At 37.4% G+C, this 13,694-nt stretch carries 16 protein-coding genes; 5 read left to right on the top strand and 11 right to left on the bottom strand.

Annotated features, from left to right (window positions below):
• Positions 1-87: 87 nt before the first annotated feature.
• On the bottom strand, positions 88-312 hold the full coding sequence (locus MHB58_RS08005) for a transcriptional regulator (RefSeq protein ID WP_340734982.1): 225 nt from the start codon (positions 310-312) through the stop codon (positions 88-90).
• Positions 313-550: 238 nt separating this feature from the next.
• On the opposite strand from MHB58_RS08005, the gene MHB58_RS08000 reads away from it, so the two are divergent.
• On the top strand, positions 551-1,084 hold the full coding sequence (locus tag MHB58_RS08000) for a GNAT family N-acetyltransferase (RefSeq protein ID WP_340734981.1): 534 nt from the start codon (positions 551-553) through the stop codon (positions 1,082-1,084).
• A gap of 256 nt (positions 1,085-1,340) precedes the next feature.
• On the opposite strand, the gene MHB58_RS07995 is transcribed toward MHB58_RS08000, so the two are convergent.
• From MHB58_RS07995 to MHB58_RS07950, 10 genes are all read right to left on the bottom strand, one after another.
• Positions 1,341-1,760, bottom strand: a complete 420-nt coding sequence (locus MHB58_RS07995) for a flavoprotein (RefSeq protein ID WP_340734980.1) — start codon at positions 1,758-1,760, stop codon at positions 1,341-1,343.
• A gap of 42 nt (positions 1,761-1,802) precedes the next feature.
• Complete coding sequence (locus tag MHB58_RS07990; RefSeq protein ID WP_340734979.1) at positions 1,803-2,621, bottom strand: DUF2268 domain-containing putative Zn-dependent protease; 819 nt, start codon at positions 2,619-2,621, stop codon at positions 1,803-1,805.
• 123 nt (positions 2,622-2,744) lie between these two features.
• Positions 2,745-2,924 carry a hypothetical protein gene (locus MHB58_RS07985; protein WP_340734978.1) on the bottom strand — a complete coding sequence of 60 codons (180 nt, stop codon included), beginning with the start codon at positions 2,922-2,924 and terminating at the stop codon, positions 2,745-2,747.
• Between the two features lie 190 nt (positions 2,925-3,114).
• Complete coding sequence (locus MHB58_RS07980) at positions 3,115-3,423, bottom strand: monooxygenase (protein ID WP_014824112.1); 309 nt, start codon at positions 3,421-3,423, stop codon at positions 3,115-3,117.
• A 72-nt stretch (positions 3,424-3,495) separates the two neighbouring features.
• Positions 3,496-5,436 (bottom strand): translation factor GTPase family protein, encoded by a 1,941-nt coding sequence (locus MHB58_RS07975; protein WP_340734977.1) that lies wholly within the window; start codon positions 5,434-5,436, stop codon positions 3,496-3,498.
• 46 nt (positions 5,437-5,482) lie between these two features.
• Positions 5,483-5,824: a hypothetical protein gene (locus MHB58_RS07970; RefSeq protein WP_340734976.1), complete on the bottom strand. Its 342-nt coding sequence runs from the start codon at positions 5,822-5,824 to the stop codon at positions 5,483-5,485.
• A gap of 163 nt (positions 5,825-5,987) precedes the next feature.
• Positions 5,988-6,209: a lactate dehydrogenase gene (locus MHB58_RS07965; RefSeq protein ID WP_340734975.1), complete on the bottom strand. Its 222-nt coding sequence runs from the start codon at positions 6,207-6,209 to the stop codon at positions 5,988-5,990.
• A gap of 194 nt (positions 6,210-6,403) precedes the next feature.
• The gene (locus tag MHB58_RS07960) at positions 6,404-7,309 is read right to left on the bottom strand and encodes a cation diffusion facilitator family transporter (protein ID WP_014824115.1); all 906 of its coding nucleotides are present in this window, start codon (positions 7,307-7,309) and stop codon (positions 6,404-6,406) included.
• 177 nt (positions 7,310-7,486) lie between these two features.
• The gene (locus MHB58_RS07955) at positions 7,487-8,221 is read right to left on the bottom strand and encodes a metallophosphoesterase family protein (RefSeq protein ID WP_014824116.1); all 735 of its coding nucleotides are present in this window, start codon (positions 8,219-8,221) and stop codon (positions 7,487-7,489) included.
• Positions 8,222-8,257: 36 nt separating this feature from the next.
• Positions 8,258-8,794 (bottom strand): histidine phosphatase family protein, encoded by a 537-nt coding sequence (locus MHB58_RS07950; protein ID WP_014824117.1) that lies wholly within the window; start codon positions 8,792-8,794, stop codon positions 8,258-8,260.
• A 342-nt stretch (positions 8,795-9,136) separates the two neighbouring features.
• Here MHB58_RS07950 and MHB58_RS07945 point away from each other — a divergent pair, with 342 nt between their 5' ends.
• The 4 genes from MHB58_RS07945 (at position 9,137) to MHB58_RS07930 (ending at position 13,634) form a co-directional block, all read left to right on the top strand.
• Complete coding sequence (locus MHB58_RS07945; protein ID WP_014824118.1) at positions 9,137-10,480, top strand: sigma-54 interaction domain-containing protein; 1,344 nt, start codon at positions 9,137-9,139, stop codon at positions 10,478-10,480.
• A 241-nt stretch (positions 10,481-10,721) separates the two neighbouring features.
• Positions 10,722-11,408: a CoA transferase subunit A gene (locus tag MHB58_RS07940; protein ID WP_014824119.1), complete on the top strand. Its 687-nt coding sequence runs from the start codon at positions 10,722-10,724 to the stop codon at positions 11,406-11,408.
• Positions 11,409-11,427: 19 nt separating this feature from the next.
• Positions 11,428-12,087 (top strand): 3-oxoacid CoA-transferase subunit B, encoded by a 660-nt coding sequence (locus MHB58_RS07935; protein WP_014824120.1) that lies wholly within the window; start codon positions 11,428-11,430, stop codon positions 12,085-12,087.
• A 110-nt stretch (positions 12,088-12,197) separates the two neighbouring features.
• Positions 12,198-13,634 (top strand): GntP family permease, encoded by a 1,437-nt coding sequence (locus MHB58_RS07930; RefSeq protein ID WP_014824121.1) that lies wholly within the window; start codon positions 12,198-12,200, stop codon positions 13,632-13,634.
• Positions 13,635-13,694 lie beyond the last annotated feature (60 nt).

Here is a 13,694-nt window from a genome sequence, read left to right as displayed (position 1 = left end):
ATTCTACCATAAATAGTCAGAATACTACACACAATCATCACTTAAAAGATAAGATTTTCCCTTTTTCGATAAAATACCCCCTAGATATTAAGCCTCTAACCATCGTATTTTTTTATTTACCGGATGTACTGCTAAAATATTATCTATAATAAAATTTCGTTTTGCAAGTCGTGTAAAACAATAGGCTTGAGCATAGTCACCAGAGATTTTTATTAATTTAATTCGCCGCTTCGTTATTTTCCGGTCTTTGGCCATATACATAATATCCAAAATCTGATGTTGCCGCATTGCTTTTGTTAATTGATCTTTCATTAATCACACCTCACTCATAACTACATTATAGAACAAATGTTCCCTTTTAACAATTATTAAAATTACCCATTAAGAGTGAACTCAATGACATTAACAAAATAAATAAAAACAGCTTACTTTGAGTGATTTTTTTTGCTCTAAATTAATCAAGCATGTCGAAACATTCATTGTTATAACAAAGCGTTCTCCATTATGTTAAAATAGTAAAATTCGAACATGAGAAAGCAGAGGTCCACCGATGAATATTTATCCCTATGAAAAGAAATATGCTGTGCAAATCGCTGCATTGCTCAATGATTTTTTACCATTTGAACCGGAAACGGCCAATACCGTCGATCAGGCTGGCGGCATTCGTTATGTATCCATTAATGAGCATAATGAAGTTGTCGGATATATTGCGGGTTATGAAATACAGGATTTCAACAAGGAATTCCCTTATTTCCATGAAGAGCTGCAATTGTTAAAGGAACAGGTCACAACAGGCATCAGTTATTATACAAGTCATTTTGTCGTCCATCCGAACGAACGAAAAAAAGGGATTGGAACTAATCTTGTGTGTGCTTATCTTGAAGCAGCACAGCCGATTGCAAAAACAATTGTAACGGTTGGCTGGGTACAATCTGATACAAATCGCTGGGCAGCTGAGCGACAGTTTACGACGCAGGGATTCGAACCATTCGTTTATATGCCGCGCTATTTCGAGCCATATAACGTCGATTGCCCAAGCTGCAAAGGACTTTGTTATTGCGATGCACATATTTTTGTAAAATAAAAGCTGACTTCAGTACCTAATAGTCCATTTTCATAAAAAAGAACACAAAATGGATTATCAACGATCAGTTTATACAAGATTTCATGCAAAAAATCCATGACACAGTGTCCCCAATGTACGTTCAAACCGTTGTCCGTATTGATTTACAATGTACCTATATTAAAAGCAGAAACGTTGATTAATCAAAGTTCCTGCTTTTTTTGTGTATGCAAACATTTTTGAATGCGATTTTGTATACTGTATTAATTCTTTAAGACTAAAATACCTGGTTGTTGAAAAACACGTCGTTTAAACTTATTCCTGCTTCAATATAACTTCTTACTAATTTCCAATCAACTTGGTTATATTTTTTAAACGTTTGAAAGAATAAATTTGCTGTTTTTAAACTCTCTCCTTGAATAACCATAGTAGCGGATAAAATAGCCATCGTTTCATCTTTTCTTAAAGGAACAATTGAAACTACTCTTATATTCCATTGAGCATTATTCTCTTTAGCGAAATTAAAACCCTGTTCCCATCCATTTAAGGATTCTACATAACCAAAGTCAACTATATTTCCGCCTGTAATTTCTCTGGCTTCATAAGATTGTGAAATTAATTCTTTTAAGTCCTCTAAAGATGAATTTCTCCAAGCATCTAAATAAGTGTCCAAAAATATAGAAAATGAATTGTCCATAGAAGTCTCCTAAAAATTTAATTGGAATTATGTTCTAACATATTATTTAGTGATTTGTAGGTTATAAGTTAGAATAAGTGCTTCCGAATCGATTTCAAACAGTTGCTCTAATTTGTCAATAGGATAACGTTTTGCAAAATCTTTTACCGCATTGTAGGCAAAAGCATAGCCAGCCATGTAAGGGATTTGTTGTTTCACGCTACCGAAACATAGAGGTCCTTTCACAGCATCATCATTTGTATTTAAAAATCTTTTTGCTTCCGCAATATAGCGTTCCTCAATGTCCAGTGAAAAACTTTCTTTCCACCAACGTTTATCTTCGAAAAATTGTAAGCTGAAATATTCAGCTGTCCCCTCCATTTTATACCATTCTTTTAATGGGAAATTGTCGATTGTTAAGTCATAAATTGGATTTTTGGGTGCTGAATGATGCAGTTCGTGTGCAAGTAAATAGCATAAAAACGATCTGTCTGGATTGGGCGGAATAGCCATCCATATACTTTGACTACTATTTGTAAATCCATTTGTCCAAAAAGATCGTTCTAAATTCGAAAACCAAGGAAAAGGAAGGGCAGGCACAATTGTAATTTGTAAATCCTTATCTAATTCAATATGTTTTTCTACAATCATTAAGGTTTCATTTATAACTTGTGCAATTATTTTTTCATTCCAACTATACGAAAGCATCTCTTCAGCTGACAGGTCTAAGAATTTAAAAAGTTGAAAACGTGATGCAACATCTCGCCAATTGTTCATCCAGCTTTTTGACGTAAGGTTTGGGTGAATTATATTATTTAAATACATATCAGCATGGTGCTGATTTTCTAATAACAATTGAGGTGTTAATTGTACGATTTTCATATATGCTGCTCCTTTTTCTGTAATCTTCTCTAATTCTATAACAATTTAATTTTCCCTTTTTAATAATTTGGATTACTTTAAGAACGCTCCCAAACCCTCGTCTAAGAACTATCTTATATAAAGTTAAGTATTTTTAGATGCATCTATTCGGCTAGAACCGAAAACAGCGCAAGAAAAAATAAAAATGCCTGTACACACCCACATCTTGATTCCATTCCATTCACCATTTAACAAAGTTATATTTGTTAATATACAAAATTGCATTAAACAAATTGAAATAAATAAAATTGTAGTATGCTTCATAGATATGCCTCCCCATTAGTTTTACAAAGTCCCTAACCTCGTTTTTTAAATTTAATATTAAATTGTTGATATACCAAAAAAGAGAGACACAATTCATTTACGAAATGCGTCTCTTCCTGTACTGTACTGTTATTTACTGTTTTCTCCACAATATTAAACCCGTTATCTGTCGGTAATTTAGATCACCTAATTATGCATTTACCGGACCCTTGTTAATCTTAGTTAACGACTCGTTCACCGAGAAAATTTTACTGTTAATCGCTGTAATGCCAAAGCCATTTAGCCGTTTTGAATGCATTTCCAAATAAGCAGCAGCTGTTTCTTTTGTTTCAAATAAATAAATACCACCAGCTTCACCTGCTTCCGCATCCTCTGTCCAAATTTTCCAAAGCATGCCTTTTTCCTCATTTATGCTTTCCGCTAATTCTTTAAAACCCACTGCCATTTCATCTCCGAAAGGGCCATCCATTTTGAAATCTACTTGTAAAATGTATGCCATTATAAGTGCCTCCTTTTTAAGTTCCTTACTGCTTACTTCTTTTATTGTTCTGCAAAGTCCTTCTTTCATGCGTCAATCAATTTCGAGCACTTCACAATGCATCGCTGCTTTTGCCTCACCCCATGGCACACTGTAACCCTTACCCTTTGCACAAAAAATACTGGACGATGTATATTCAGGGTCAGCATTTTTATTGTAGCCAATTTGTTCAATAATCTCATCACTGTTATGGCATACATCATAGCCTTCAAATAGCAGCGTTAACGCACCTTTTCCATTTGTATAGGCTGCAAATTGAGTGGAATAATCCATAAAAGTTGCTACAGGTGCCCGTCCGTAAAGTGTAACAGTGTCTTCTGTTAAATTCGGTGCTTCGAATGACCCGCTTGCCTGCTGGATATCCGACATCATCCGGCCAATATGATCACTTGACGCTTTCATTTTAAAACGGTAATACGGCTCCAATAGTACATTTTCAACTTGTTCCAGCCCTTGTCGCAATGCTCTAAACGAAGCTTCCCGGAAATCGCCGCCATCTGTATGCTTATTGTGTGCACGCCCTGTCAGCAGCGTCAAATGAATATCGGTTACCGGAAATCCTGTTAGTAACCCATGATGATCGCGTTCAAATAGATGCTTTTCTATTAACCGCTGATGCCCGATAGATAAGTCGTCGGCATGACAACGATTCGAGAATGTGATGCCGGCACCACGATTGTTTGGTTCCATTTTCAGATGCACTTCCGCATAATGCTTTAACGGTTCAAAATGGCCATAGCCGATAGCAGGTGCTGCAATTGTTTCTTTATAAAGAATTTGCGGTTTCCCAAATTGGACCTCGATTCCAAAGCGCTCTTTTACCAATTCCGTTAATACCTCAAGCTGGATTGTTCCCATGACATGAACGGAGATTTCCTGGAATTTCTCGTTCCACACGACACGTAAGCTCGGTTCCTCTGCTTCGATTTCACGGAAAACACGATGAAGTTCTTTAATATGTAACGCACCTTCATATATCACTTTCGCCTGCAATGTCGGAATCATATCAAATTGTGCAGGATTAGTTTCCGTTGCCCCAATCACATCACCGATAAGCGGCGTTGCCAGTCCCTTCACCGCAAAAATATCGCCCGCCTGCACTTGTGGAACCGTCGTAAAACCGTTGCCATTGTATAGACGAATTTCCGTAACTTTTTCAGTTGACTCACCAAAAGTAAATTCATCACGTACCTTAAGAACACCCGATAAAGCTTTCATAAATGTCAGGCGCTGCTGATGATCATGGCGAATTTTATATACCTTTCCTTCAAATGGGCCATTCACGTCAAACTTTGTTTCCATCAGTTGTGCAATCGTTTCAAAAAAGGCCAGTACCCCTTCATCTTTTAAAGCTGAGCCTGACATACAAACAAATGCTTGTTCATGGTTGATTGCTTGTTTCAGGCTCTCTAAACAGTCATTCTCCTCTAGATTATCGGCAAAATATTTTTCCATCAGCTGTTCGTCACGTTCCGCAAGCCACTCTTTTACGGTTGTGTTGAACCCATCATTGAACAATAATGCATTTGGGGATAAGTCTTTTTTTATCGCAGACATGACCGATGCAACATCTGCTCCTTCACGGTCTACTTTATTAATGAAGATAAAAGTCGGAACATGATGCTCCCGCAGCAAATGCCAAACCGTTTCTGTATGTCCCTCGATTCCGTCGATCGCACTGATAATGACAATGGCCGCATCCATTACATGGATCGCACGTTCCATCTCCGGTGCGAAATCGATATGCCCTGGTGTATCGATCAGCGTATACGCTTGACCGTTATAGTCAATACGCCCCTGCTCCGCAAAAATCGTAATCCCGCGCTGCCGTTCAATGGCATGATTATCTAAAAAAGCATCTTGGTGATCCACCCGCCCGCGCTTCTTGATCGAATTTGTATGATATAGCAATTGTTCGCAAAATGTCGTTTTACCAGAATCTACATGAGCGACAACTCCGATTGTAGTATGCAATAGTATTCCTCTTTCTTTTTTTATGGATTTATGAACCTATGTACGGTTATTTCTGTGAAAGAAAATATTCTTTAATTTCCTTTGGCAGTTCTTCAATATTAATAATTTCCCATTTTGTCGTACCGGGAGTTGTCTGAATCAAAAAGCTCTTCTCATCAAACTCCAGTATTGTAAACTGCTTCACCATATTTGGGCTAAATTCTTCTTGTATGTACTCAACACTATCGGCATCGAAATTATCTTCATCCATAAAAAGCGATTCCGGATTTTCTGCACTTCTTAATGTTTGCATGAGCTCCAATGAATTGGAGGGATTAGTCAGCAGCCACTCGATCATCGGAATTGAGACAATGAATACTACTGCAATGATTGCAAATACTTTTTTCATATAATAACCTCCAATAAAATGATTGACCGTAAGTACTTACATTTTAACAGAAGATGGAGTATTTTGATTCATTCACAGATAAAAGCCATTCTCATTTTCCGTTACATTAAGAGAGGTGCATCTATTCACCGTTAATGAGGGTATAATAAAAAGCCACTTGAAATTAAGTGACTTCATCCATTACAAAAGCATACACTTCGATGTTTTTATCAGCCTCTATCGTAATTCCGAATACAGTAATAGCACCTTCACTTACCTCAACGTCCATAAGTTTGTTCGTCATTTTTTCGAAGATATTTGGATTCATTTTAATTTTATTTACCTTCTTACCTTGTATAGTCAGATAATCCAGACCTTCACGAATTTGACCTAATAAAACGTCCAACTATTTTCCTCCTAGTAGATAATATTTGTTCTTCATATCATGCCTCAACTAACGAAAAATATTGCATAAGAAAAAGCCACAACTCGTAATGAGTGTGACTAAATTGAAACGTTAATTGCAAATTGAGTTCAGCTCTATAACTACCTGTCAATTTCCTGAAGTATACTGAGTAAAGCTTTTATAGGACTTATCCATTAGAAATGGAAATCATCTTCACATATAATCAGCTCTTTCGGGTCGTACGGTTCGATATGGACAAGTGTTGTTGCATAAGGGTTCAACTGCTTCACTTCATTTTCAATCTGCTCCGTAATGGCATGTGAATCACGTACATTTAAATTAGGATTAACACTTACCGTAATATCGACAAGAATTAAGTTTCCGTGCTGTCTGCCGCGCACATCGGTAACGTCACGGACACGCGGAATTTTCGAAACGCGCTCTTCAATCGAACTGATTAATTCCGTATCAAAACCGTCTGTTAACGAGAACACTGCTTCTTTAAAAATTTCAATCGCTGTTTTAATAATAATTAAACCGATGATAAAGGCGGTTATCGTATCGACAATTGGAAAGCCTAGAAGCGCAGCACTAATCCCGATAGCTGTTCCGATACTAACAAAGGCATCAGAGCGATTGTCATAAGCTGCTGCTTTAACTGCAGAACTGTTAATTCTTTTAGATAGGTTTAAATTATATTTATATACCGCAAACATGACGGCCGCACTAAATACGGCAACAATAATTGTTAAATAGGAAGGATTCTGATCGATCGGATTGGCAATTTTTTCACCTGCTGATATAAGGACTTCGATCCCGACATAAATCATAATAAATGATGCGACAAGTGATGCGATCGTTTCTGCACGAAAATGTCCGTATCGATGGTCATCATCCGGCGGGCGCTGGGAAATTCGCAGCCCGATTAAAACGGCTACCGAAGCAATAATATCCGTTGTATTGTTTAATCCATCTGCCTTTAATGCTTCTGAATCCCCTAAATAGCCTGCTGCTAACTTAAGCGCACTTAAAAATATGTAGGCAATAATTGATAAATAGGCACCTTTTTCGCCCGCTCGTAAATTTGTATATTGCTCCAAAATGTTTCCTCCCTGAAAAACTTCTTTAAACACGAAAGAGGCTACCCCGCACAAAATCGAACGGGATAACCTCTTTTATATTGTTAATAATAGTATACCAAAAAATCAGGGTAAAACATACATCCAAGAAATAATATTATTTAAATATAACTTTTTACCCAATCATAACGACACTTGTCAATCATTGAAGTTTTCGGCTTTTTCAGAAGTAACGGTATATATGCGAACAATTTTCCCAACTTCCGACAGAACGATGCCATTCAATTGTCCTGTAAAATAACACCCTCCGTCTATTCCAATAAATTTTTGGTCTTCACTAATCCAAACATCATTGGAATCATGAATATGTTGTACTGGCGTATGTCCAAAAACATTGATAAATGGCGTTTTATTCTCATTTTTATAATGCTGGCGAATCCACAGGAAATTTTCTTCCGGCGTTTCATCAACTGCCGCACAACTCGAATCAAATCCTGCATGCGTCAACAAAAGGTTCCCTGCAATTTCATATAATTTGCCACGATTTAGAAAATCCAATTCCTCCGCAAACTTCTCTTTCACGATCTGTACTTGGTCAATCGGGTCAAGTTCGCTTACTTCTACCGGTAAGTACCTTAAAAATGAAGCCATTGTTTCCCGACCGCCGTATTTATAATAAAAAGCGTGTTTTTGCCCGGGGTTTTCGATAAAATCCAATAGCATTTCTTCATGATTCCCTTTACAGAAAACAACCTGTTCCCCGTATTGCCGCTTCAGATCCATTACCTTTTGTACAACCTCATAAGACTGAGGACCCCGGTCGATCAAATCCCCAAGCAGAACAAGGACATCCTTTTGATCCCAAAACGTTAATATTTGTTCAAATGCTTTATACTGACCATGGATATCACTAATAATAAAATAATTTTTCATCTTGCACCTGCTTTTCTACAACCTATTTTACACAACTTACCGCCATATACGATTTCCAACTGGATGTTCTTTGCTAAAATCCATTTCAAAGACATCCGGATTCGACAGTTGCTTCCATTCCTCGAATCCAAAATGCGGTTGATAATAATTGAGTAGTAATGACATGATATTGCCATGTGTAACGATTGCCACTGACTTGTAATTTCTTTGTTTTAATTCTTCCACCAATTCATTAATACGTTTTGTCGCTTCATTACTTGATTCCCCGCCAGTAAAATTTAACTTCTTATCAATATAGGTTTGCTGTAACTTTTCATACCAATCGGGAAGATCTTCACTGCTTAAAACCCTTTCCTTTAGACGGTCATCTAATTTAAGTGGAATGTTGTTTTGTAGAATGAAAGGTTGTATTGTATGAACTGCCCTCGTAAATGGACTTGAAATGACTAGCTCTATATTTAAGCCAGATAAAAACTTTGCTAAACGCCCGCTTACTTCACTCCCAGCCAACGTTAAGCATGCATTTGGTGCTTGCCCATTGGCTTCACAATGGCGAATTATATATAATTTCACAACTTAAATCTCCTTACGCTAAAATTTATAGCGATTTGATGCCTCGAATTGAATCGACTCTTTTTTAGAACATGTTTCCAGATTATTTATTCATTCAACATTACTTTTAGTCATCCCCATGACAATTTAGTCATCCCCATGACAATTTAGTCAATTTCTAACACGAAAGCTTCGCTATTAGTAAGCCAGTTGCCCAAATCCAAAACAATATTTCATAAAATATCAGATAATTATTAAGCTTAAGTATATAAGTTTCTTCTTAACCACTACTCTATCTATAGCCTCTGACTCTTTTACAGTATAAACTAGTATGTAAAATATTAGAAGAATGGAGGCAGGAAAATGGAAGATTGGATAAAAAATTTACCAGGTCCTGCAATAAAGCAAATTTTGGAGACTGCCTTTCCCTGGTTTGTAGTCGTAGACAGACATGCAAAAATTATTTACCTTAACGAAGGTTATTGTAATTTTCTCGAAGTAAAACGTGAAGATGCGATCGGTAAGCATGTAGCAGATGTCATTGAAAATAGTGAGATGCACCTCGTCATAGAAAAAGGGACACCTGATATTGCAGCCCCTCAATATATTAAAGGTACCTATATGCTTGCCAATCGTGTCCCAATTGTGATTGATGGGGAAATTATTGGCGCTTTCGGAAGTGTAACTTTCCGGGATTTAAATGACTGGAAAAAACTAAGTTCTCATGTTCGAAAGACTTTAGACCAAATTGAAACAAATATGAAACAATACCGCGAATCATTTTATAGCTTGTCAGATATTAAAGGAACCTCCAACTCTATGCGAAAAATAAAAGAAACGATCACCATGATTGCTCCGACAAAACTGCCTGTTTTAATCGAGGGTGAAACAGGTACAGGAAAAGAAATGTTTGCCCAGAGTATTCATAGATTATCCGATCAGGTGGATCATCCTTTCGTAAAGATTAATTGTTCAACTATACCAAAAGAGTTGCTGGAAGGAGAATTGTTTGGAAAATGGGATTCGGCTGAACAGCGAATTAAATCAGGAGGAATTCAGAGAGCACAAGGCGGAACTCTTTTTATTGAAGAGATTAGTGAACTCCCAACAACCTTACAGGCAAAGCTGTTAAAGGTCATGCAGGATGAAAAAGTTCAACCAGCCGGCACTGATGAAGTAATTCCAGTTGATGTTCGCATAATCGTAGGTTCAAATTTATCACTTGCTGGGCTAGTAAAAGAAAAGCAATTTCGTGAAGATTTATTTTATCTTATTCAGGCGATTACATTGCAAATTCCCCCTCTTCGCGATCGGATTGAGGATCTTCCTGAATTAATACAAACTTTTATGCACAAATTCAGTTCCGAAGTGAGTCGCCAAGATTTTAAGCTTAGTCGAAAAGCTTGGTTGTTGCTTCAACAATATAACTGGCCGGGAAATATTCGAGAACTCAAAAATGTGTTAAAAGCAATTATTCAGTTATCAAATGGTGAGCAAATTACTGAAGATGCATTACCAATCTATATTCGACGACAAAAACCGGATTATACTCGAATTAATGGAACTTTAGAAGAAATCCTTTTTCAAGTAGAAGAGCAGATTTTACAAGAATATCTAGAAAATGAGAAGGACAAAATGCGGATTGCTGAGAAGTTGGGCATTAGCCGTTCAACACTTTATGAAAAAATAAAAAAACACAACTTATGACCTAAATTCCGATGTTTTGGATTAAATTCCGAAATATCGGATTTTTTAATTTCACATTAATCCACTTTTTAAAATTCCCCAGAATAATTGAGTCCGATTTTCCGGAATACAACCACCTTAAATTCTGTCACAGTTCTGTCACACGATATTGTACACACCGAAATATTCTGCTTTAATACAATTAAATATGCTTTTAAAGCAATATTTTCACGAAAACTATTTTTCTATTGGAGGTAAAAACATGAAACGCATTTTCTCTTCTGCAGAAGAGGCAGTCAGTCAAATTCAAGATGGCACAATTCTCATGGTTGGTGGTTTCGGATTGGTTGGTATTCCTGAACAGCTTATCCTTGCACTTGAAGAAAAAGGAGTAAAAGATTTAACGGTAATTTCGAATAATTGCGGTATAGACGATTGGGGATTAGGACTTTTATTGCGGAAGAAGCAAATCAAAAAGATCATTGCATCTTATGTAGGTGAAAATAAAGAGTTTGAACGTCAAGTACTTTCCGGTGAAATCGAAGTGGAGCTGACTCCCCAAGGCACACTTGCTGAACGAATCCGTGCAGGAGGTGCTGGTATTCCAGCCTTCTATACACCAGCTGGAGTAGGGACAATCACTTCAGAAGGAAAAGAAATTCGAAATTTCAACGGAAAGGAGTATGTTTTAGAGACAGCATTAAATGCTGATTTTTCTATAATTCGCGCTGCTCAAGCTGACCATTTAGGCAATCTGATTTATAACAAAACCGCTCAAAATTTCAATCCTATCATGGCTGCAGCTGGAAAAGTTACGATTGCAGAAGTTGAGGAAATTGTGGAAACAGGTGTATTAGATCCAAATATGATTCAAACGCCGAGTATCTATGTCCAAGGTATCCTTCAGGCAAAACAAGAAAAGAAAATAGAAAGATTAACAGTACGTTAATAAGAAAGGAGTATTCTAAATGACTTTATCAAATAGAGAACGAATTGCCATTCGGGCTGAAAAAGAAATTGAACACGGTAACTATGTCAATTTAGGAATCGGGATGCCTACATTAGTCGCAAATTATATATCTCCAGAAAAAACCGTCATCTTGCAATCCGAAAATGGTTTGCTTGGAATCGGACCGTATCCGACAAAAGAAGAAGTTGATCCAGATTTAATCAATGCCGGAAAAGAGACAATCACAACAATACCTGGCTCCTCTTTTTTCACAAGTGCAGAATCATTTGCAATGATCCGCGGTGGACATATTGATGTTGCCATTTTGGGTGGAATGGAAGTCTCCGAAAAAGGCGATTTAGCCAACTGGATGATTCCGGGAAAAATGATTAAAGGTATGGGTGGTGCGATGGATTTAGTACATGGTGCAAAAAAAATTATTGTCATAATGGACCATGTCTCGAAAGACGGTTCAGCAAAAATAAAAAAAGAATGTTCTTTACCTTTAACAGGCAAAGGCGTAGTCAATAAAATTATTACGGAAAGAGCTTTGATTGAAGTAACATCCCGTGGTTTAGAACTGAAAGAAGTATTTGAAGGATTTTCAGTTGAGGATGTAATTCAATCAACGGAAGCAAATTTAATTGTTGAGAATGTAAAAGAGAGCGTTTCTATTTAACTGTTTTCCTGCCAGATAAACGATGTAATACACCATAAATAAGAGTTTCTTTCATATGGCAATTGTCCAAAGAATAGAACTCTTACTACTATTGTACGAGGGGGATTTATATGGATTTGTTGGTTATTCTATTGGCGCTTGGACTATTAATGTTTGCTGCCTACCGCGGTTATTCCGTCATATTATTTGCACCAATTTGTGCGCTTTTAGCGGTCGTATTAATTGCACCAAGCAATGTTTTACCATTTTTCTCAGGTATATTCATGGAAAAGATGGTCGGATTTATTAAATCATATTTTGCTGTTTTCCTTTTGGGAGCTATTTTCGGAAAAGTTGTAGAAATGTCAGGAATTGCTGAGTCAATTGCCAAAACAATTGTCAGCTGGCTTGGTGCGAAACGAGCAATGCTCACGATCGTATTGCTTGGCGCCATCTTAACATACAGTGGAGTGAGTTTATTTGTAGCGGTATTTGCGATTTACCCATTTGCTGCACAAATGTTTAGACAGGCAAATATTCCTAAACGTTTAATTCCAGGTACGATTGCTCTTGGTGCATTTACCTTTACAATGGATGCACTGCCTGGGACACCACAAATACAAAACGTTATTCCAATCGCCTTCTTTAAAACGGATATTTATGCAGCACCGGTTCTAGGAATCATAGGGGCAATTGTCGTTTTAACAGCTGGATTACTATACTTGGAGGCTAGAAGAAAAAAAGCCGAATTAGCTGGAGAAGGTTATTACGGGTTTGATTCGGAAACGGCCGTTACGATTCAAAGTGCAGAAGTAAAGGATGAGCCTGCTCTTCCCGATTTAACAGCCAAACAATCGCTGTCTAGACAAATACTGGCTTTTGTTCCGCTTATTTTGGTTGGGGTTACCAATAAAATATTTGTTACAAGTATACCTAAATGGTATCCGAATGGCTTTGACTTTGAAGCACTTGGCTTGAGTGCCTATAAAGTGGATGTAGCAACATCTGCTCCTATTTGGGCGATTATTATGGCGTTGATTGTGGGAATTATATCATCTATTGCCTATGATTTTAAACGGGTATTTAGTGGTTTTAAAGATGGCGTTAATACAGCGATTGGAGGGTCGCTGCTGGCGACTATGAATACCGGCGCTGAATATGGATTTGGCGGGGTCATTGCAGCCCTTCCAGGATTTGCGAAAATCAGCGACGGGATATCGACAACATTTACAAATCCACTTGTCAATGGTGCAGTTACGACCACTACTCTTGCCGGTATGACGGGATCCGCATCAGGTGGTATGGGAATTGCCTTGGGAGCAATGGCTGATAAGTATAATCAGGCGATTATTGCGGCTAATATTCCACCAGAAGTAATGCACCGTGTAGTGGCAATGGCTTCAGGGGGCATGGATACCCTTCCGCATAACGGAGCGGTTATTACCCTGCTGGCAGTAACGGGACTCACACATAAACAGTCATATCGGGATATTTTTGCGATTACGATTATTAAAACGTTAGCCGTATTCGTAATCATCGCACTTTATACATTCTTTGGATTAGTATAATAGAACGGAAGTTATTAAATGGCTGTTTAATATACCGAGAGTTTTAAGTCGTGTTTCGGA

Source organism: Solibacillus sp. FSL K6-1554 (genome assembly GCF_038005185.1).
Taxonomy (GTDB): Bacteria; Bacillota; Bacilli; order Bacillales_A; family Planococcaceae; genus Solibacillus; species Solibacillus silvestris.
Note: the sequence above shows the minus strand (reverse complement) of the source record. Positions and strands in the feature narration are given on the sequence as shown.